Origin of the sequence: Microbacterium sp. (assembly GCF_047607225.1) — a bacterium.
Taxonomy (GTDB): Bacteria; Actinomycetota; Actinomycetes; order Actinomycetales; family Microbacteriaceae; genus Microbacterium.
Genome location: NZ_JASGDO010000059.1, coordinates 60,691 through 80,095, shown reverse-complemented (window position 1 = coordinate 80,095; position 19,405 = coordinate 60,691). Strand labels below are relative to the sequence as shown.

At 69.3% G+C, this 19,405-nt stretch carries 18 protein-coding genes, 1 tRNA gene and 1 pseudogene; 13 read left to right on the top strand and 7 right to left on the bottom strand.

The window, feature by feature from the left end; translation table 11 throughout:
• The 3 genes and pseudogenes from QM591_RS12350 to QM591_RS12340 form a co-directional block, all read left to right on the top strand.
• Window positions 1–1,057, top strand: a pseudogene (locus QM591_RS12350) (DNA polymerase III subunit gamma and tau); the annotation flags it as partial.
• Between the two features lie 14 nt (window positions 1,058–1,071).
• Window positions 1,072–1,665, top strand: a complete 594-nt coding sequence (recR, locus tag QM591_RS12345) for a recombination mediator RecR (protein ID WP_067162317.1) — start codon at window positions 1,072–1,074, stop codon at window positions 1,663–1,665.
• On the top strand, window positions 1,665–2,591 hold the full coding sequence (locus QM591_RS12340; protein ID WP_415132692.1) for a DMT family transporter: 927 nt from the start codon (window positions 1,665–1,667) through the stop codon (window positions 2,589–2,591). The genes recR and QM591_RS12340 overlap by 1 nt, the downstream gene beginning before the upstream one ends.
• Window positions 2,592–2,627: 36 nt before the next feature.
• Here QM591_RS12340 and QM591_RS12335 read toward each other — a convergent pair whose 3' ends face one another.
• Window positions 2,628–3,029, bottom strand: a complete 402-nt coding sequence (locus QM591_RS12335; RefSeq protein WP_415132691.1) for a hypothetical protein — start codon at window positions 3,027–3,029, stop codon at window positions 2,628–2,630.
• A 134-nt stretch (window positions 3,030–3,163) separates the two neighbouring features.
• On the opposite strand from QM591_RS12335, the gene QM591_RS12330 reads away from it, so the two are divergent.
• On the top strand, window positions 3,164–4,459 hold the full coding sequence (locus QM591_RS12330; RefSeq protein ID WP_415132690.1) for an aspartate kinase: 1,296 nt from the start codon (window positions 3,164–3,166) through the stop codon (window positions 4,457–4,459).
• Between the two features lie 32 nt (window positions 4,460–4,491).
• Window positions 4,492–5,892, top strand: a complete 1,401-nt coding sequence (gene thrC / locus QM591_RS12325; protein WP_415132689.1) for a threonine synthase — start codon at window positions 4,492–4,494, stop codon at window positions 5,890–5,892.
• Here the strand turns inward: thrC and QM591_RS12320 are convergent.
• Window positions 5,867–6,634: an SDR family oxidoreductase gene (locus tag QM591_RS12320; RefSeq protein WP_415132688.1), complete on the bottom strand. Its 768-nt coding sequence runs from the start codon at window positions 6,632–6,634 to the stop codon at window positions 5,867–5,869. The two genes, thrC and QM591_RS12320, sit on opposite strands and share 26 nt — an antisense overlap.
• 90 nt (window positions 6,635–6,724) lie before the next feature.
• Between QM591_RS12320 and sigJ the strand changes: the two genes are divergently transcribed.
• The 6 genes from sigJ to QM591_RS12290 all read left to right on the top strand — a co-directional run bounded on the left by sigJ (window position 6,725) and on the right by QM591_RS12290 (window position 13,297).
• On the top strand, window positions 6,725–7,654 hold the full coding sequence (sigJ, locus tag QM591_RS12315) for an RNA polymerase sigma factor SigJ (protein WP_415132687.1): 930 nt from the start codon (window positions 6,725–6,727) through the stop codon (window positions 7,652–7,654).
• A 161-nt stretch (window positions 7,655–7,815) separates the two neighbouring features.
• Window positions 7,816–8,886: an aspartate-semialdehyde dehydrogenase gene (locus QM591_RS12310; protein WP_415132686.1), complete on the top strand. Its 1,071-nt coding sequence runs from the start codon at window positions 7,816–7,818 to the stop codon at window positions 8,884–8,886.
• A gap of 28 nt (window positions 8,887–8,914) precedes the next feature.
• Window positions 8,915–10,387, top strand: coding sequence for a malate:quinone oxidoreductase (locus QM591_RS12305; protein WP_415132685.1), 1,473 nt, complete (start codon window positions 8,915–8,917; stop codon window positions 10,385–10,387).
• Between the two features lie 108 nt (window positions 10,388–10,495).
• The gene (locus QM591_RS12300; protein WP_415132684.1) at window positions 10,496–11,152 is read left to right on the top strand and encodes a thymidine kinase; all 657 of its coding nucleotides are present in this window, start codon (window positions 10,496–10,498) and stop codon (window positions 11,150–11,152) included.
• A 116-nt stretch (window positions 11,153–11,268) separates the two neighbouring features.
• Window positions 11,269–11,991: a FadR/GntR family transcriptional regulator gene (locus QM591_RS12295; RefSeq protein ID WP_415132683.1), complete on the top strand. Its 723-nt coding sequence runs from the start codon at window positions 11,269–11,271 to the stop codon at window positions 11,989–11,991.
• A 43-nt stretch (window positions 11,992–12,034) separates the two neighbouring features.
• The gene (locus QM591_RS12290; RefSeq protein ID WP_415132682.1) at window positions 12,035–13,297 is read left to right on the top strand and encodes an alpha-hydroxy-acid oxidizing protein; all 1,263 of its coding nucleotides are present in this window, start codon (window positions 12,035–12,037) and stop codon (window positions 13,295–13,297) included.
• Window positions 13,298–13,351: 54 nt separating this feature from the next.
• Here QM591_RS12290 and QM591_RS12285 read toward each other — a convergent pair whose 3' ends face one another.
• The 4 genes from QM591_RS12285 to QM591_RS12270 form a co-directional block, all read right to left on the bottom strand.
• Window positions 13,352–14,116 carry an HAD-IIB family hydrolase gene (locus QM591_RS12285; protein ID WP_415132681.1) on the bottom strand — a complete coding sequence of 255 codons (765 nt, stop codon included), beginning with the start codon at window positions 14,114–14,116 and terminating at the stop codon, window positions 13,352–13,354.
• A gap of 73 nt (window positions 14,117–14,189) precedes the next feature.
• Window positions 14,190–14,263, bottom strand: a tRNA-Pro gene (locus tag QM591_RS12280).
• Window positions 14,264–14,313: 50 nt separating this feature from the next.
• Window positions 14,314–15,225, bottom strand: coding sequence for a metallophosphoesterase (locus QM591_RS12275; protein ID WP_415132680.1), 912 nt, complete (start codon window positions 15,223–15,225; stop codon window positions 14,314–14,316).
• Between the two features lie 44 nt (window positions 15,226–15,269).
• Window positions 15,270–17,948 carry a transglycosylase domain-containing protein gene (locus QM591_RS12270; RefSeq protein ID WP_415132679.1) on the bottom strand — a complete coding sequence of 893 codons (2,679 nt, stop codon included), beginning with the start codon at window positions 17,946–17,948 and terminating at the stop codon, window positions 15,270–15,272.
• An 85-nt stretch (window positions 17,949–18,033) separates the two neighbouring features.
• Here QM591_RS12270 and QM591_RS12265 point away from each other — a divergent pair, with 85 nt between their 5' ends.
• On the top strand, window positions 18,034–18,261 hold the full coding sequence (locus QM591_RS12265; RefSeq protein ID WP_415132678.1) for a hypothetical protein: 228 nt from the start codon (window positions 18,034–18,036) through the stop codon (window positions 18,259–18,261).
• Window positions 18,258–18,725 (top strand): RidA family protein, encoded by a 468-nt coding sequence (locus QM591_RS12260; protein WP_415132677.1) that lies wholly within the window; start codon window positions 18,258–18,260, stop codon window positions 18,723–18,725. The genes QM591_RS12265 and QM591_RS12260 overlap by 4 nt, the downstream gene beginning before the upstream one ends.
• Before the next feature lie 20 nt (window positions 18,726–18,745).
• Here the strand turns inward: QM591_RS12260 and QM591_RS12255 are convergent, their stop codons facing one another.
• The gene (locus QM591_RS12255) at window positions 18,746–19,216 is read right to left on the bottom strand and encodes a GNAT family N-acetyltransferase (protein ID WP_415132676.1); all 471 of its coding nucleotides are present in this window, start codon (window positions 19,214–19,216) and stop codon (window positions 18,746–18,748) included.
• Window positions 19,217–19,405 lie beyond the last annotated feature (189 nt).

Genomic DNA, 19,405 nt, shown 5'->3' with positions numbered 1-19,405 from the left:
CGCGGCCTCCGCTCCGGCGCCGGCCTCGCCCGCGCCTGCCGCGCCCGCCGCGCCGGCGACCTCCCCAGCCTCGGCGACACCGGCTCCCGCAGAGGCGGGAACGCCGGCTCCCGTCCCCGACACCGCTCCGCCGACGGTCGTCGAACCGTCCCCCGCTCCGGCGCCGCGGGGCCCCCTCTCACTCACCGACGTACTGGCGGCGTGGCCGCAGGTCCTCGCGCAGCTCGAACCGGTCAGCCGCTCGTCGTGGATGCTGGCATCGGGTGCCCGCCCCGTCGCGTATGCCGACGACGTGCTCACCCTGGTCTTCGAACGCGCCGCCGATCTCGCCGCCTTCAAGAAGCTCGCCGGGGGAAAGGGGCCGTCCGAAGACCTGCGTGGAGCGATCCTCGCGATCCTGGGCGTGCGCGTGAAGTACGTCGCCCGTCACGAACCGGCGCCCCCCGGATCCGGCGGGTCCGGTCTGGGAGGATCCCCGGCCCCCGATGCGTCGCCGTCCGCCGGCGACGGTCCCACGGGTGGATCGGGCGGCGCAGGCCCGGCTTCCTCCGGTGGCCCCGGTGGATCACCGATCCGCGGCGGCACCTCGGGGTCGGCAGGCGCGTCGCCCGCTTCCCGCGATCGCCCGGGTCCGGCGGCGCGGTCAGGCGTGCAGGCCTCGGCCGCCGCGCCCGTGACGGAGTGGGCCGTCGCGCCGATTCCGACCGATCCGCAGGACGCATCGCCCTCCGCATCGCTGCTCGCCGTCGACGACGAGCCGGAAGAGGCTTCGGCTGGTGCCCCGGCGCCGGTGCGTACACTCGCCCCGCCGCGCGAGGGCGAGGTCCTCGCCGACGAGGCACCCCTCACCGCGGAAGAGGAAGAAGAGCTGCCTCCTCCCACCCGCGCGGATGCGCCGCTGCCTCCGCGCGCTCCGGTGACGGTCGAACGACCTGCGCCCTCCCGGGCACCGCGTTCGGGGGGCATCGAACGCGTCGGCGAAGCCGTCGTGCGCCAGATGCTCGGAGCGACGTTCGTGCGTGAAGAGCCCTACACGCCCCCGACCAGGTTCAGCTGACGGGCGGATCATCCATGTACGACGGCATCGTCCAAGACCTGATCGACGAGTTCGGCCGACTGCCCGGAATCGGGCCCAAGTCGGCGCAGCGCATCGCGTTCCACATCCTCCAGACCCCGACCTTCGACGTCTCGCGGCTCTCGCAACTGCTCGGCGAGCTCCGCGAGCGCGTGCGCTTCTGCGAGATCTGCGGCAACGTGTCCGAGCAGGAGCGGTGCGCGATCTGTCGAGACCCGCGCCGCGACCAGACCTTGATCTGTGTCGTCGAAGACGCCAAGGACGTCTCCGCCATCGAGCGCACCCGAGAGTTCCGCGGGCTCTATCACGTCCTCGGTGGAGCGATCAGCCCCATCGCGGGCATCGGTCCCGACGACCTGCGAATCGCGCAGCTCATGCAGCGGCTGGCCGACGGCACGGTGCAGGAAGTGATCCTCGCCACCAACCCGAACCTCGAGGGCGAGGCCACCTCCACGTACCTCAGCAGGCTGCTGCACACCCTCGAGATCCGCGTGACCCGCCTGGCGTCGGGACTCCCTGTCGGCGGCGACCTCGAATACGCCGATGAGGTCACCCTCGGGCGCGCGTTCGAGGGCCGTCGCAGCGTGTGATGGGCTCCACTCCCGCGGTATCGGCGCGCGGATGGCTGCTCTACGGCGCCATGGCGCTGCTGTGGGGCGTTCCCTATCTCTTCATCAAGGAGGCCGTCGACTCGTACTCTCCGGCGGCGATCGTCGCGGGCCGGACGCTCCTCGGAGCGCTCGTGCTCTTGCCCTTGGCCCTGCACCGGCGCGCCCTGGGCCCTGCGCTGCGGGCGTGGCCGTGGGTGCTCGCGTTCGGGGCGATCGAGATGGCCGGCCCCTTCGTGCTCCTCGGGCACGCGGAGCAGACGCTCTCGTCCGGGCTGACGGGGCTGCTCGTGGCGACCGTGCCCCTGTTCGCGGCGCTCATCGCGCTTCTCCGCGGTGACCGAGGTGTCCTCTCACGCTGGCGCGCCGTCGGCCTCGGGGCCGGGTTCGTCGGGGTCGCGGTGATCGTCATGGGTCCGGGGCTCGCGGTGGCCGACCCGAGCCGCGCTCTCGTCGCGATCGCCGAAGTGCTGCTGGTGGCCGTCCTCTACGCGATCGCCCCGTTCATCATCGCCACGGCTCTGAAAGACGTCCCCTCGATCGGCACGATCACCCTGGCACTGCTGATGGTGGGCGCGGTGTACCTGCCGATCGGGCTCCTCACGCAGCACGAGGTGCCCACGCTCCGCTCCACCCTCTCGCTCGTCGCGCTCGGGATCCTGTGCACCGCGGTGGCGTTCCTCGGCTTCTTCGCCCTGATCCGGGAGGTGGGTCCGGTGCGGGCGCCGTTGTTCACCTACGTCAATCCGATCGTGGCGATCCTGCTGGGAGTCGTCCTGCTCGGGGAACCGCTGTCGGCAGGACTGGTCCTCGGGTTCCCGCTCGTGATCTTCGGCTGCTGGCTGGCCGCCACGGGCGGACGCCTGCGCCGCCGCCCGATCGCGGCCGATGCTCTTCCTCCGGGCTGAGCACTCATCCCGAGCGTCGCTCGCCCCGTCGACGCGTCAGTCCACGGGCGCGAAGTCGTCGCGGTCCTGGGTGACGGCGACGCTCACGGCGTCGCGGATGTCGTCCTCGCTGAGCGTGTACGTCTCGTCGATCCGTGCGGCGGCGTCCTCGCGGTCATCGTCGTCATCGGAGAGGTCGCGAAGCTCCAGCTCAGCGTTGTCGATCGCGGCGGCGGCGTCTTCGAGACCGAGGTACCGGTAGGCGTTGACGACGGCGTCGATGGGGTAGACATCGTCGTTGACGTGCAGGTCGACCGCCGCCAGCAGCCCGCCGTTGTTCGCCAGCCCGTGGAACGTCAAGACCGTCACCAGGGCGCGGTCACCGGGGCGGACCGCGTCGGTCGGAGAGGAGAGGTCCAGGGCGCGGTTCCAGATCGCATCGATGTCGTGAGCGCTCATGGGTCCACGCTACGCGTTCGCCCGGCGTCGTCACATGGCCGTGGCGGCATCCGGCTCTCCCTAAGATGGTTCCTCGGGGCCGCCGGCGCCCCGACCGGGCCCGTCGAGGCCGGTTCTCACCCGGGAGTTGTGCAGTGGCGCTGATCGTCCAGAAGTACGGCGGATCGTCCGTCGCTGACGCCGAGAGCATCAAGCGCGTCGCGAAGCGGATCGTCGATGCACGCCGCGCCGGGCACGACGTGGTGGTCGCCGTCAGCGCGATGGGCGACACGACCGACGAGCTCCTCGACCTCGCTCACGCCGTCGCGCCGATCCCGGCGCCGCGGGAACTGGACATGCTGTTGTCGTCGGGGGAGCGCATCTCCATGGCGCTGCTGGCGATGGCGATCCACTCCATGGGCTTCGAGGCGCGCTCGTTCACGGGCAGCCAGGCCGGCATGATCACCACGGCTCATCACGGTGCCGCGCGCATCGTCGACGTGACCCCCGTGCGCGTGCGCGAGGCGCTCGACGAGGGGGCGATCGTCATCGTCGCCGGTTTCCAGGGGTTCAACCGCGACACCCGCGACATCACGACCCTCGGCCGGGGCGGCTCGGACACGACGGCCGTGGCCTTGGCGGCGGCGCTGGACGCCGATGTGTGTGAGATCTACAGCGACGTTGACGGCATCTTCACCGCCGACCCCCGCGTCGTGCCCAACGCGCGGAAGCTGAGCGTCATCGGCGCCGAGGAGATGCTCGAGCTGGCCGCCAACGGTGCCAAAGTCCTGTACATCCGTGCCGTCGAGTACGCCCGCCGGCACGGCGTGATGATCCACGCCCGCTCCACGTTCAGTTCCGGGGTGGGGACGTTCGTCCTGGGCCCGGGGATGACCGTGCCGGCCGGAGTCGAGGGCGCAGAGGGAGAAGAGATGGAAGAGCCGATCGTCGCCGGAGTCGCGACCGATCTCAGCCAGGCGAAGATCACCGTGATCGGTGTGCCGGACGTTCCCGGCAAAGCGGCCGAGATCTTCAAGATCGTCGCGCGCAGCGGCGCCAACGTCGACATGATCGTCCAGAACGTCTCGGCGGCGGCCACCGGGCGCACCGACATCTCGTTCACGCTCCCCAAGGCCGACGCGTCGGCCGCGCTGCGCGCCCTCGCCGACGAGCAGTCGCAGGTGGGATTCGAGAGCCTCGTCCACGACGACCAGATCGGCAAGCTGTCGGTGGTGGGAGCGGGCATGCGTGCGCACTCCGGCGTCTCCGCGACGCTGTTCGAGGCGCTGTCGACCGCCGGCGTCAACATCGAGATGATCTCGACGTCGGAGATCCGCATCTCCGTCGTCGTCCGGGGCGACGAGCTGGCCGACGCCGCGCGCGTCGTGCACACCGCCTATGGCCTGGACGGCGACACCGAGGCCGTCGTGTACGCCGGCACCGGCCGCTGAACCCCGTCTCGACAGCTAGCTGAGGAGCTCCCGTGCAGTACATCTCCACCCGCGGCGGCTCCGAGCCGCTCTCGTACTGCGAGGCCCTCTTGGAGGGGCTCGCGACAGATGGAGGCCTGGCGGTCCCCGAGACCCTGCCGACCATCGATGTCGATCTCCTGGAGCGGTGGCGCGCGCTGACGTATCCCCAGTTGGCCACCGAGGTCCTCGCTCTCTTCGCGACCGACATCCCCCGCGCCGACCTGGCGCGGATGACGCACGCCGCGTACGCGGGCTTCCCCGAGGCCGTCGTGCCGTTGCGTCGCCTGGACGACGAGCTCACCCTCGTGGGGCTCTCGGAAGGGCCGACTCTGGCCTTCAAGGACATGGCCATGCAGTTCCTCGGCGAGGTCGTGGAGTACGCGCTCGAACAGCGCGGTGCCGTCATGAACGTCCTCGGTGCCACGTCGGGCGACACCGGCTCGGCGGCGGAGCATGCGTTGCGCGGCAAGGAGCGTATCTCCGTCTTCATGCTCTCGCCGCAGGGGCGGATGAGTCCCTTCCAGCGCGCGCAGATGTTCTCGATCGACGACCCTCGGGTGCACAACGTCGCCATCGACGGCGTGTTCGACGACTGCCAGAACCTCGTGAAGGAGCTCGCCGGCGACCTCGGGTTCAAGCGCGCACACTTCCTCGGCGCGGTCAACTCCATCAATCTGGCCCGCATCACGGCCCAGATCGTGTACTACGTGTGGGCCTGGCTGCGGGCGACCGACGGCGGCATCGTCGAGGTCTCGGTCACCGTGCCCTCCGGCAACTTCGGCAACATCCTCTCCGGCTTCTATGCCCGTCAGATGGGCGTTCCCCTCCGGCGCCTGGTGCTGGCAGCCAACGAGAACAACGTGCTCGACGAGTTCTTCCGCTCCGGCGTCTATCGTCCCCGCAGCGCCGCTGAGACCGTGGCCACCTCCAGCCCGTCGATGGACATCTCGAAGGCGTCGAACCTCGAGCGCTTCATCTTCGAGCTGGTGGACCGCGATCCCGAACGCGTCGTCGGAGCATGGCGTGACCTGGATGCACAGGGGTACATCGACTTCACGGCGGAGCGTGAGCGCTTCGCCGAGGAGTTCGGCATCGTCAGCGGCACCTCCACGCACGCCGATCGCGTCGGCACCATCCGGGCCGTCTACGAGCGCTCCGGAGACGTGATCGATCCCCACACCGCCGATGGCGTGCGCGTGGCGCGCGACCACGTCGAACCGGGTGTGACGATGCTCGTGCTGGAGACCGCCAAGCCGGAGAAGTTCGCCGAGACGATCCGCGAGGCGATCGGGGTGGATCTGGCCTACACGCCGGAACTGCGAGAGATGCTCGACGCGCCCCAGCACGTCGTCGATCTCCCCGACGACGCCGAGGCTCTCCGCGCCTTCATCGCCCAGCGCGCCCTGCACTGATCGGCTGGGCTGACAGCCACTGCTCGAACGACGGGCCGAGCATCTGCGCGTTCGCGTCGGGAAGAGCAAGACCCCGTCTCATTCCCCGCATCTGCGCACCGGGCAGGCTGACGGCGAACACCGGACGACGCTCGCCCCGATGGTGTCGCCACGCGCGGATCATCTCCGACAGCTCCTCCTCCCGCGGGCCGGCGATATCGGTGCCCCGGCCCACGGCACCCCCTTCGGCGACGGTGACGAGGTGTTCGGCCACCGCGCGCGCCGCGATGGGCTGGACGCGGGCGCGAGGGGCGAGCTGGAGCGGACCGAAGCGGGCCTGCTGCGCCACCTGCCCCGCGAACTCGTGGAACTGTGTGGCGCGCACGATCGTGAACGGTGCGTCGCCGGCCTGGTAGGCCGCCTCCTGCGCCACCTTGCCGGCGTAGTAGCCATGGGGGTTTCGATCGACGCCCACGATGGAGAGCGCGACGACGTGCCGCACGCCGCTCTGGCGAGCAGCGCCGATCAGCGTCTCGGCGCTCCGCCGGAAGAACCGAGTCGACGCCTCCGCATCCATCGTGGCGACGCTCACGGCGTCGATGACGACCTCGGCATCGCGCAGTGCGGCCGCTACCCCTTCGCCGGTCTGCAGATCCGCCCCGGTGGTGCGGGACATCCCCGCCGCCTCATGCCCTCGTTCGCGCGCGGCCGCGACGATCTCCCTGCCCACGACCCCGGTTCCTCCGGCGACGACGATTCTCATGCGGTGTCCTTTCTCGACGCTCACTCCATCGACGAAATGGCGAGTCAGAATGTGAGGGGACGGACGACCCGGACCGGAGACAGGAGCGACATGGATCGCGGCGGACATCGGCAGCCGCAGGATGCCGTCTCGAGCCCGGATGACCGGGACCGATGGCTGTGGGAAGCCGAGGGGCCGGTCCTCCGCGCCGCGGCTTTCCGAATGCTCGGTACGGTCGCGGACGCCGAGGACGCGGTGCAGGATGCCTTCCTACGCTGGGTCCGGCTCTCGGACGCCGAGCGGACGGCGATCGCCTCGCCCGGGGCGTGGCTCATGAGGGTGACGGGCCGCATCTGCCTCGACGTCCTCGGCTCTGCTCGTGCGCGGCGCGAGCAGTACGTGGGGGAGTGGCTCCCCGAACCGGTGCCGAGCACGTCCTCCATCGCCCGGCTCAGCGCCGATCCGCTGGAGCGCGTCGCCGAGGCCGAGGGGGTGTCCCAGGCGCTCCTGGTGGTCCTGGAGACACTGACTCCCGCCGAGCGGGTGACGTTCGTTCTCCATGAGGTGTTCGCGGTTCCCTTCACCGAGGTGGCCCGCATCCTCGACCGGTCACCGGCTGCCACGCGGCAGCTCGCGGTCTCGGCGCGTCGGCACATCGGCGAACGCAGCCGCGCCGCCGTTCCGAGGGAGCGGCACGACGCGCTCGTGGCGGCGTTCGTCGACGCGGCGGCGTCGGGCGACCTCGAGCGGCTGATCGTCGTGCTCGACCCCGCCGTGGTGCTGCGCTCGGACGGCGGCGGCCTCGTCTCGGCGGCACTGCGGCCGGTTCGCGGAGCCGATCACGTGGCCCGGTTCCTCCTCGGCATCGCCCGCAAGCAGCCCGATGCCCGCTATGAGGCCGTGCCCACGGGCGACGGCATCGCCCTTGTGGCCCGCGTCGCGGAGGAGGCGATCGCGGTCCTCTCGTTCGTGACCGACGGCGAGCGGATCACCGATGTCTGGGTCATGCGCAACCCCGCCAAGCTCGGTCAGTGGCAGTGAGTCGCAACATGGGACGAGGGCCTCGCCGCGGCCGGTACAATCGCCACAACGCCACGCCGATCGGCTCCCCGAGCCCCGGCTGTCGGCGCCACCTCCGTGCACGGGACCCGCCCCGACGGGCCGCTGCCCCGCACGATTCCGCACCCTCGAAGGACACCGCCATGACCCGCATCTCCGAATCCGGACTCTCCGTCGCCGTCGTCGGCGCCACCGGCCAGGTCGGGACGGTCATGCGCGAGATCCTGATCGAGCGCGACTTCCCGATTCGCGAGCTCCGACTGTTCGCGACCGCCCGCAGCGCCGGCACCGCCGTCGAGTTCGCGGGCCACGAGGTCATCGTCGAAGATGTCGCGACCGCCGACCCGTCCGGCATCGACATCGCCCTGTTCAGCGCCGGAGCCACCGGCTCGCGCGCCCACGCCCCGCGGTTCGCCGAGGCCGGTGCCGTGGTCATCGACAACTCGAGCGCGTGGCGCATGGACCCCGAGGTTCCGCTCGTGGTCAGTGAGGTCAATCCGCACGCGGCGGTCAACCCGCCCAAGGGGATCATCGCCAACCCCAACTGCACCACGATGGCGGCCATGCCGGTCCTGAAGCCCCTCGACGCCGAGGCCGGGCTCACGCGTCTCATCGTCAGCACCTACCAGGCGGTGTCGGGATCTGGTCTCGCCGGTGCGCAGGAACTGCTGGGCCAGGTCGAGGGGGTTCTCGCTCAGGGGCACACCCTGGATCTCGTGCACGATGGTTCCGCCGTCGACTTCCCGCAGCCGGAGAAGTACGTGGCGCCCATTGCGTTCGACGTCATTCCGCTCGCCGGGAACCTCGTCGACGACGGCGAGAACGAGACCGATGAGGAGAAGAAGCTCCGCAACGAGAGCCGCAAGATCCTCGAGCTGCCCGACCTCCTCGTCGCCGGGACGTGCGTGCGGGTGCCGGTCTTCACGGGCCACTCGCTGTCCATTCACGCCGAGTTCGACCGCGAGCTCACGCCGGAGCGGGCGCGCGAGGTCCTCGCCGCCGCACCAGGAGTGGTGCTCGACGAGGTCCCGACGCCCCTGCAGGCGGCGGGCAAGGACCCGAGCTTCGTCGGCCGTATCCGCGCCGACCAGTCGGCGCCGGCGGGCAAGGGGCTCGTGCTGTTCATCAGCAACGACAACCTGCGCAAGGGTGCGGCGCTGAACGCCGTCCAGATCGCCGAGCTGGTCGCGGCCCGCCTCGCGACCGCGGTGTAGCCAGCTCCCGGGCCTAGACTGGTCAATCGTGAGTGAACCAGTCGACGTCGTCCTGATCGGCGGTGGCATCATGAGCGCCACCCTCGGTACCCTCCTCAAGCAGCTGCAGCCGGAGTGGAAGATCGTCGTCTGCGAGCGGCTGTCCGAGGTGGCCCAGGAGTCGTCGAACGCCTGGAACAACGCCGGGACGGGGCACGCGGCCCTGTGTGAGCTCAACTACATGCCCGAGGCGCCTGACGGCTCGGTCGACCCGGCCAAGGCCGTCGGCATCAACGAGCAGTTCCAGCAGAGCCGCCAGCTGTGGGCGTCGCTCGTGGAGCGGGGCGTGCTCGATGAGCCGTCGACGTTCATCAACGCCACCCCGCACATGACGTTCGTCCGCGGCGAGAAAGACGTCGCCTACCTCAAGAAGCGCTACGAGGCGCTCAAGGACCAGCCGCTGTTCGCCGGGATCGAGTACTCCGAGGATTCACGGGTCATCCACCAGTGGGCGCCGCTGCTGATGAAGCAGCGCCGCAAGGGTGAGCCCTTCGCCGCGACGCGCGTGCCGGCCGGCACGGATGTGGACTTCGGTGCGCTCACCCGCCAGCTCTTCTCGCACCTTTCGGAGCAAGGCGTCGACGTCGTCACGAATCGTGAGGTGCGCGGCCTGAAGAAGCTCGCCGACGGCACCTGGAAGGTCTCCTACCGGCACTCGCTCGGCAAGACCCCCGGGAGCCTGCGCGCGCGCTTCGTCTTCGTCGGCGCCGGCGGTTGGGCCATCAAGCTCCTGCAGCGGTCCGGGATCCCCGAGATCAAGGGATACGGCGTGTTCCCGATCGGTGGTCAGTGGCTGAAGACGTCCAACCCGGAGCTGGTCGCCCAGCATCGGGCGAAGGTGTACTCGCAGGCCTCGGTGGGCGCGCCGCCCATGTCGGTGCCGCACCTGGACACCCGCGTCGTCGACGGTGAGGCATCGCTGCTGTTCGGTCCGTTCGCGACGTTCAGCCCCAAGTTCCTGAAGAACGGCCGCGTCACCGACATCGTCGCCCAGGTGCGTCCGGGCAATCTCTGGCCGATGCTGAAGGTCGCCGTCGACAACCCCGGGCTGATCAAGTACCTCGTCTCCGAACTGCTGAAGAACCACGCCAAGAAGGTGGAGTCGCTGCGCGACTTCATGCCGACGGCGCGCGACGAGGACTGGGAGCTCCTCCAGGCGGGCCAGCGCGCGCAGGTGATGAAGAAGGATCCGGAGAAGGGCGGTGTGCTGCAGTTCGGCACCGAGGTGGTCAGCTCCGCCGACGGATCGATCGCGGGGCTGCTGGGAGCATCGCCGGGGGCGTCCACCGCGGCGTCGATCATGCTGAACCTGCTGCGCACATGCTTCCCTGACCGGATGGGGGAGTGGGAGCCGACGCTGCGCGAGCTCATCCCCAGCTACGGAGACACCCTTAACACCCGACCGGAAGTGGCAGACGCGTCTCTGACCGAGACCGCCGCCGTGCTCCACATCAACCGCTGACGAAGATCTGACGCTCTCAGGCCCGGCCGGTGTCCGCCGGCCGCGACCTTTCGTCCGCCTCCCGGCCCAGAGCGGAACGGCGTCGAGGAGTGCCAATAGACTCGTGCGGTGGCCAAACTCTACTTCCGCTACGGAGCGATGAACTCGGGGAAGTCGACGGCTCTGCTGCAGGCCGCGTACAACTACGAGGAGCGCGGCCAGCACGTCTTGTTGGCCAAGCCCGAGATCGACACCAAGGGTGCCGACCAGATCTCCAGTCGCCTCGGAGTCGAGCGTCTCGTCGACTTCCTCATCACTCCCGACGACGATGTCCGCGCCGTGTTCGCCGAGCATCGCGCGCGCGTGAGGGAGCAGGCCGAGCAAGAAGCGCTCATCCCGGAGTCGTCGGCCACGGGCTCCCGCCCCGATGTTGCCTGCCTTCTCATCGATGAGGCGCAGTTCCTCACCCCCGACCAGGTCGACGACCTCCTGCGCATCGTCGTCGAGGATCGTATCCCGGTGCTCGCCTACGGCATCCGCACCGACTTCCAGACCCGGGCCTTTCCCGGGTCGGCGCGGCTGATGGAGCTGGCGCACAGCCTCGAGGAGCTCAAGACCATCTGCCGGTGCGGCCGGAAGGCCCTGTTCAACGCACGTCTGGTCGGCGGCCGATTCGTCTTCGATGGCGATCAGGTCGCGATCGACGAGCTGAGCGCCGCGCGGGTGACGTACGAGTCGATGTGCGCCGAGTGCTATCTGCGCGAGTCGGGTGGCCGGCTGAGCTGACCTCTGTCCGCACCCCGTAGCACGTTCGAGAGTCGAGCGCACCGGGTTTGCAAGGTCAGACCACCGGGACTAATGTGGTCTGACATTGCGGTTCCGACACGGTCCGAGGGGGATCAATGCCAGAGAGCACTCCGGCGCGCGCCTGGCGCGTGGTACTCGAGAAGATCGAGTCCGATCTGCTGGAGGGGCGGCTCGGTCCCGGCGATCGCATCCAGCCGGAACGGGAGCTCGCGACGACGCTCGGCGTGGGGCGCTCCAGTGTGCGCGAGGCGCTGCGTGTGCTCGAGGTCATGGGGCTGATCCGCACCGGCACGGGATCCGGGCCGACCGCCGGCGCGATCGTGACGGCGACGCCCCACGGCGGGCTCGCCCAGTTCCTGCGTTTGCAGGTCGCGGCGCAGGGCTTCCCGATCCCCGATGTCTACGAGACCCGGCTCCTCCTCGAGGAGTGGGCCGTTGCACACCTCGCCGATGGTGCGGACGTCGACCTCGCGGAAGCGCACGCCACTCTCGACGCGATGGAGGCCGAGGGGCTGACGGCGGAGGAGTTTCTCGCGCTCGACACCCAGTTCCACCTGCGCCTCACCGATGCGGCGGGAAACGTCGTGGTCGCGGCCACCATGGCGGGTCTGCGCACGACGATCGAGAGCTACATCCGCGCCGGCGCGGAGCGCATCCCCGATTGGGAGGCGACCTCGGCGCGACTGCGTCACGAGCACGCCGACATCCTCGCCGCGATCGAGGCGGGCGAGGCGGATCGGGCCCGCACGCTCGTGCGCGCGCACATCACCGGCTACTACGCCGACGCCGGCCTTCCGGCCCCGCCCGCCCTTCAGTGATCCCCGCCCACCCCGTTTCCTGACGAGAGAGATGTCACCCCGCATGGTTCAGCGCCAGCTGCCCAAGATCCCCGAACTGCTCGAGCTCATGCAGTTCAAGAAGCCGGAGCTCGACGCCACGAAGCGCCGACTGGATTCCGCCCTCACGATCGCGGATCTGCGCAGGATCGCCCAGAGGCGCACACCGAAGGCGGCCTTCGACTACACCGACGGCGCCGCGGAGGGCGAGCTCTCGCTGGCGCGCGCGCGTCAGGCGTTCGAGGACATCGAGTTCCACCCCGACATCCTTCGTCCCGCCGAGAACGTGGACACCTCGGTCGAGATCCTCGGTGGCCCCTCCGCGCTCCCCTTCGGAATCGCTCCGACCGGGTTCACGCGGCTCATGCAGACCGAGGGCGAGATCGCCGGGGCGTCCGCCGCCGCGGCGGCGGGCATTCCTTTCACGCTCTCGACGCTGGGCACCACCTCGATCGAGAACGTCCGGGCCGCCAATCCCGCGGGCCGCAACTGGTTCCAGCTGTATGTCATGCGGCAGCGAGAGATCTCCTACGGGCTCGTGAAGCGCGCGGCCGACGCCGGATTCGACACCTTGATGTTCACCGTCGACACCCCGGTCGCGGGGGCGCGCCTGCGCGACAAGCGCAACGGGTTCTCGATTCCTCCCCAGCTGACCGTCGGCACGATCGTCAACGCGATCCCGCGTCCGTGGTGGTGGATCGACTTCCTGACCACGCCCAAGCTCGAGTTCGCCTCGCTCACGACGACCGGTGGCACGGTCGGCGAGCTCTTGAACGCGGCCATGGACCCCACGATCAGCTACGAGGATCTGGCCGTGATCCGCGAGATGTGGCCCGGAAAGATCGTCGTCAAGGGCGTGCAGAACGTGGCCGACTCGGTGCGCCTGGTCGATCTCGGCGTCGACGGCATCGTCTTGTCCAACCACGGCGGCCGTCAGCTCGACCGTGCGCCGATCCCCTTCCATCTCCTCCCGCAGGTCGTGCGGGAAGTCGGCCCGGACGCGACGATCATGGTCGACACCGGGATCATGAACGGCGCGGACATCGTGGCCTCCATCGCCTTGGGCGCGAAGTTCACCCTCATCGGACGGGCGTATCTGTACGGACTCATGGCGGGCGGTCGGCGCGGTGTCGACCGCACCATCGCCATCCTCCGCAGCGAGATCGAGCGGACGATGCAGCTGCTCGGCGTCGCGACGCTGGCGGAGCTGGAACCCCGGCATGTCACGCAACTGCGGCGACTGGCTCCCGTGACGGCGTCGTCGGAGGCCCCTGTTCGCGCTCGCTGAGGAGTGCCGCTCGCGGGGCGGGCAGGGGCGGGGCGCCCGGTCGTCCCGCGAGGGTCAGCGGCGGGGGAGGGTCGGAATGAGCTCTTCGAGGTAGGCGGCGGTGTCTTCCCACCCGGTGACGGCGTGGCAGGCGACTCCCATCGCCAGAACCGGGTAGTCGTTGCCGTGCTCGTCGAGGCGGTCGCCGACGAAGAGCATGTCGTCCAGGGCGATCCCGGTCTGCTCCGAGAGGCGACGCATACCGTAGGCCTTGTCGATGCCGCGCCGCGTGATGTCGACCGACGTCGATCCTCCGGAGCGGACCTCCAGGTCGGGGATACGTGCGGCGACGGCGTCGCGGAGGGTGTTCTTCTTCGCGCCGGTGGGATCCCAGGCCGTCTTCGCCTCGACAGGAGCGGACTGTCCCAGCGCCGAGAAGGTGATCTGCGAACCGCGATCCTCGAGGATCTCGCCCCACGTCTCCGACTCCCACAGGCCGAGTCGGCGTGCCTCCTCCTCCACCGCTGCGAGGGCGCGCTGCTTCTCGTCGTCGGTGAGCGGGTGGGAGTACACCGTGCGGACGCCCTCGGGGGTCAGCCGGTAGTACTGCGTGCCACAGGTGGGCAGCAGGTGGAACGGCGTGAGCGAGTCGGCGTCGGCGTCGGGAAGTCGCTCGACGACCTGCGACTGGAACTGCTGGAGCTGGCCGCCGGAGATGATGGCCACCTCGACGCGCGTGGCGAGGTCGAGGAGCAGCTGGCCCATCCGCGGCGAGATCGCCGTCTTCGACGGGGCCAGCGTGTCGTCGAGGTCGAAGGCGACGAGGCGGGGCGTGGTCATGGCGCGAGCTCCGGATCCGTGGTGATGCGAAAAGCTCCGCCTGGGATCGGATCTCAGGCGGAGCCTCTTGCGGTCGGGGTGACAGGATTTGAACCTGCGGCCTCTTCGTCCCGAACGAAGCGCGCTACCAAGCTGCGCCACACCCCGTGGCAACCCTCCGAGTCTACCCTGTTCGTGCGCTCAGAACGAATCGGGTCTCACCCGCGCGGCAGCAGTCGAAGGACGGAGACCTCCGGCCGGCAGCCGAAGCGGATCGGCGTGTAGATGGAGTGGCCGAGGCCCGCGCTGACGTTGAGCGGGACCGAGCGACCGGCGTGCGACCAGGTGCTGAGCCCGCGCGCTTGGTCGAGCGGGATGTCGCAGTTCGCGACGAGCGCCTTGCGTGAGAACGGCACGCGCACCTGTCCGCCATGGGTGTGTCCGCCCGCGATGAGGTCGGCGCCGAGATCGACGAAACGGTCCAGCACGCGCCGATAGGGGGCGTGCGTGACGCCCAGGCTGAAGTCCGCTGCGGGGGCGCCCCGCCACCACGATCCCCGTCGGACGCGGTCGAGCGATGGCGGGAGCGCGTCGAGGTCGTCCCAGTCACGGTGCGCGTCATCGACGCCGAACGCGTCGATACGCACTCCGGCCACCGTCAGGCGTGCCGCGGAGTTGTGGAGGGGCGTCCAGCCGAGGTCATCCGTGAAGAACGCGTCCATCGCCTCGGTGTCGAGGCTCTGCACCTTCGGGGAGTGCCCCGAAGGGCCCATGAAGTAGCCGAAGGGGTTGCGCGGGGCAGGGCCGACGACGTCATTGGAGCCGTGCACGAAGACGCCCGGAACGCCACGCAACGGGGCGAAGGCGCGGCGAATCCCGCTCAGCCCGTCGGCGTGCCCGAGGTTGTCTCCGGTGTTGATCACGAAGTCCGGTTGCACGCTGTCGGCGATACGGGCGATCCAGCTCTGCTTGCGTCGCTGCCAGGGTGCCATGTGCGCGTCGGAGAGGTGGAGCACGGTCAGGGGCGACGCCCCCGGAGGAAGGACGGCCACGGTGTGTCGCCGCACGGTGAACAGGTAGCGCTCGATCCCGACGCCCCAGATCGCTGACCCTACGCCGACCGCCCCCACGACTCCGAGAGCCGTGAGGGCGGTGCGTTGCGGGTCGTACGCGCTCAGCCGTTGCCTCCGCGTCCGTTGCCGTTGCCGGGACCCTCATTGCCGGGGGCTCCGCCGTTGCCGCCGCACGAGGCCGCCTGGAACTTGATGGTGATCGTGTCGTCTCGTCCGACGACGCTGCCCGCGGCAGGGTCGGTCCCCGTGACGACGCCCTGCTCGGGCGCGCCGTCTGCCTCGCTGCACTGCTGGGCGAACCGGCTGAACCCGGCCCCTCGCAACTGGTTCTCGGCCTCGGCAGGGGTTCCTCCCACCGACGGCACCGTCACTCCCTGGCCGTTGCTGGGGGAGATGGTGACGTTCGTCCCACCCGCCACTCGGCCGGCGCCGGGGCTCTGCTCCACGATGGTGCCCGCGGTCTCGGTCGAGTTGACGGCGTCGCCCACGGTCACCGAGAACCCGGCCGCGCGCAGCGTGCGGGTGGCATCGTCGACGGTCATCCCGATCACACTCGGGAGGTCGACCAGCTGACGCTTGATGAGGTCCTGCGGAGGCTTCGGGAACGCCTCGCCGCCGTACTTGGCATTGGCGGCACGCTGCATGTTCGGCCAGATGCTGTTACGGATGCGGGAGAGTCGGTAGCCCGCCATGTAGTGGTTCTCAAGGCGCTCGTCGCCCTCGACGTTGCCCACCCAGACGACGGTCGTCACCTTGCTGCTGGATCCGTCCATCCACGTGTGGAGGAACTGGTGGATACCGGTCTTTCCGAAGATCGGCGTGCCGTCGAACGTCCGTGCTCCCGAGCCCGTTCCGTTGCCCTGCATGACGCCCTGGAGCGTGTAGGCAGCCGTTGCCGCGACGTCCTCGCTGATGGCCCGCTCGCACTTCGTGTCCGGGATGGGCTGCTCGTTGCCCTCGGCGTCGACGACGCGGTCGATCGACTTGGATTCGCACAGGGTGCCCTTCGCGGCGATCGCGGCGTAGGCCTGAGCCATGTCGATCGGCGCGACGGCGGAGGACCCGAGCACGTTGTACGGCGCGTTGGACGGGTCGTTCGACCACGAGGGAACGCTCGTCAGCGGTGTTCCGTCACCCCAGGTCACGCCCATCTGCCCGGCCACCTTGTTGGTGCTGCAGACCGAGATCTTCTCCGCCATCGCGATGAACCCGGAGTTGAGGGAGTCCTTCGTGAAGTTGTAGATGGTGCCCGTGTAGCCCCGGTTGCCTTCGAAGTTGCCGATCTTGTTCTGACCGAACCGGTCCTTGCCCGAGCCGGTCTCCACCGTCTGGGTGGCGCCGTCGCAGATCTCGACGGTCTTGGTTCCCACGCGGCCGTTCAGGTAGGCGTTGACGGAGTTGCCCTGCTGCAGCCAGTTGATGAGGCTGAACACCTTGTACGTCGATCCCGCGGAGTGACCCGCCCCACCGCCGTCCTTCGCGCGGACGTTGTAGTTGACGGCCGTGGTCTCGCCGTTCTTCTCGGTGGCCGCCGCGTCGTAGCCGCGGTTCTGCACCATCGAGAGGATGCGCCCCGTCCCGACTTCCACCTGGATGCCGGACGCGCCGAGGTTCATGTAGTCCACGCGCGGTTCCACGATCGAGATGGCGGAGGAGGCCGCCTTCTGCAGGTCGTAGTCCAGGGTCGTGTAGACCTTCAGGCCGCCGCGACGAAGGGCCGCGGCGCGCTCGTCGTCGGTCTCGCCGAAGGCGGGGTCGTTCTTGATGATGTGCGTCACGTAGTCGCAGAAGAACTCGGCGTCCTTGGCCTGCTTGCAGCCCTGCTGGGTCTTCTTGATCTTGGGCGTGATCGGCGACTCGACCGCCTCGGTGTACTCGGCCTCCGTGATCTTCCCGTCGATCTTCATCCGGTTGAGCACGTAGTCGCGGCGCTTCTTGGTGAGCGCGTAGCCGTCTTCCTCGCTGTTGACCTTGTCGCCCGATTTCGTCGTGACCGAGCCGCCCTTCATGTCGATGCGGAAGCTGTTGGGCTCCTGCACCATTCCGGCGATCGTGGCGGCCTGCGGCAACGTCAGCTTGGCGGCCGTCGTGTCGAAGTAGTAGCGGGCGGCCGCGCCCACACCGTAGACCTGACCGCCGAACGAGGCGATGTTCAGGTACCCGGTGAGGATGTCGTCCTTCTCGTTCTCCTTCTCGAGCTGGATCGCGTAGCGCATCTCCTGCAGCTTGCGCTGGTAGCCCTCCGGGCCGTCGTTGACGGTGGTCTCGAGGTAGCACTTCTTGACCTCCTCCTGGGAGGTGGCCTTGCGCTCGCAGTTCTGCTGCAGCACGTTCTTCACGTACTGCTGGGTGATGGTGGAGCCACCGCGCGTGCTGCTTCCGGAGGCGTTGCCCGCGAGCGCCTTGATCGTGCCGAAGAGGTCGACGCCGCCGTGTTCGTAGAAGTTCTTGTCCTCGCTGGAGAGGATCGCGTCCTTCATCACGCCGGCGATCTTGTCGGAGGTCACCGGGATGCGGTTCTGGTCGTAGAACTGTGCCATGAGGACGTACTTGTCCTCGTCGTTCTTCTTGTAGAGCTTGGTCGGAAGCATGAGCTTCTCGATCTTCAGATAGTTCGGCATGTTGTTGAACATCGTGATCGCGCTCGACGCCGCGTAGCCGGAGACGGCGATCGCGGGGGTCACGGTGGCGGTGATCAACACGCCGGCCACGGTGCTCAGTCCGATGAGACCGAGGAGACCTCCGAGCACGCCAGTGGCAGTCCGTTTCGCATGGGGCATAGGCTGATCGTAAGGGAGGTAGCTGGGCGAAGGCTCGGTGATCCCCGCATGCCGCGACGATCCGCGCCCTCGAACGGGAGTACCGATGACCACGTGGGAGTACCTCACCACTCCTCTTCTGATCCACAACACCGCCGCGATCCTCAACAACTGGGGCAAGCAGGGCTGGGAGCTCGTGCAGGTCGTGCCGGGCCCCGAGGGGGGACTGGTCGCCTACTTCAAGCGGCCGGTGGGCGGCGGTGCTGCCAACGCCGGACTGGGTGCCGCGGCCGTGGCAGCTCAGCAGTTCCCCACCGAGGAGGGACAGCGATGACGATCTCCGCACGCCTGTCCGAGCTCGGCATCGAGCTGCCGGCGGTCGTCCCGCCGGTGGCGGCGTACATCCCGGCCACCGTCCACGGCGACCTCGTCTACACCTCGGGCCAGCTTCCGATGATCGCCGGTGCGCTGCCGGCCACCGGAAAGGTCGGCGAGGGGCATGGGCTGGTGCCCGCAGCCGATGCCAAGGACTATGCGCGGCAGTGCGCGCTGAACGCCCTCGCCGCGGCAGCGGACGTCGCCGGGGGCGTCGATCGCCTGGCTCGGGTGGTCAAGGTCACCGGGTTCGTCTCGTCGGTTCCCGATTTCACGGGCCAGCCCGGGGTCATCAACGGCGCCAGCGAAGTGCTCGGCGAGATCTTCGGCGAGGCCGGACGGCACGCTCGCTCGGCCGTGGGCGTTCCCGTCCTCCCTCTCGACAGCCCGGTCGAGGTCGAGGTCATCTTCGCGCTGTCCTGAGCCCTTCGTCGTCCTGGGCGCTACGCCGGCCGACCGTCGATGCCGTCGGGCTCGCCGGGCAGTTCGCAGTCGTAGCGTGGCCGGTCGGGCCATCGGGGGTCGCGTCCCACGCGCGGTGAGATCGTGAACCCGAGTCGACGATAGAACCCCACGGCGTCGTCGTCCGTCTCGGCATGGACCGCGCTGCCGACGTTCCGGGTGCGGATCGACTGGATCAGCGCCCGTCCGATGCCATGACCTTCCGCACGCTCGGAGGTCGCGATGTACTCCAGGTGCACCGCGTCAGGCGTCTCGTCGTAGGCCGCGAAGGCCAGAATCGTGCCGTCGCGCCCGACAGCTCCCCACACGGCCATCCTCGTGAGCTCTTCGTCCACGATTCTCGCCCGCGCCTCGGCGTCGACCTCCGCCGCGCGCCACACGAGGGCGTCGAACTCGGCTCCCTCCCGCTCGTCTCGTCGCAGCGGGCGGATCTCGTAGGGCGCCGGGTCCATCCCTCCAGTCTGCCGCGCCCGCGACGGGAGCATCCACCTGCCTCGCCCCCGTCCGAGCTCGTGGCGCCATGGCGGACGCTGGGTCCGAGGCGTGACACAACGGCGGATCTCCGCGTCGACACACCGTGCTTCCCGCGCGGAGTGTCGGCGTGTCAGTCTCCGCGTCCGCTGTTGTGCTCGGCGGAGGAA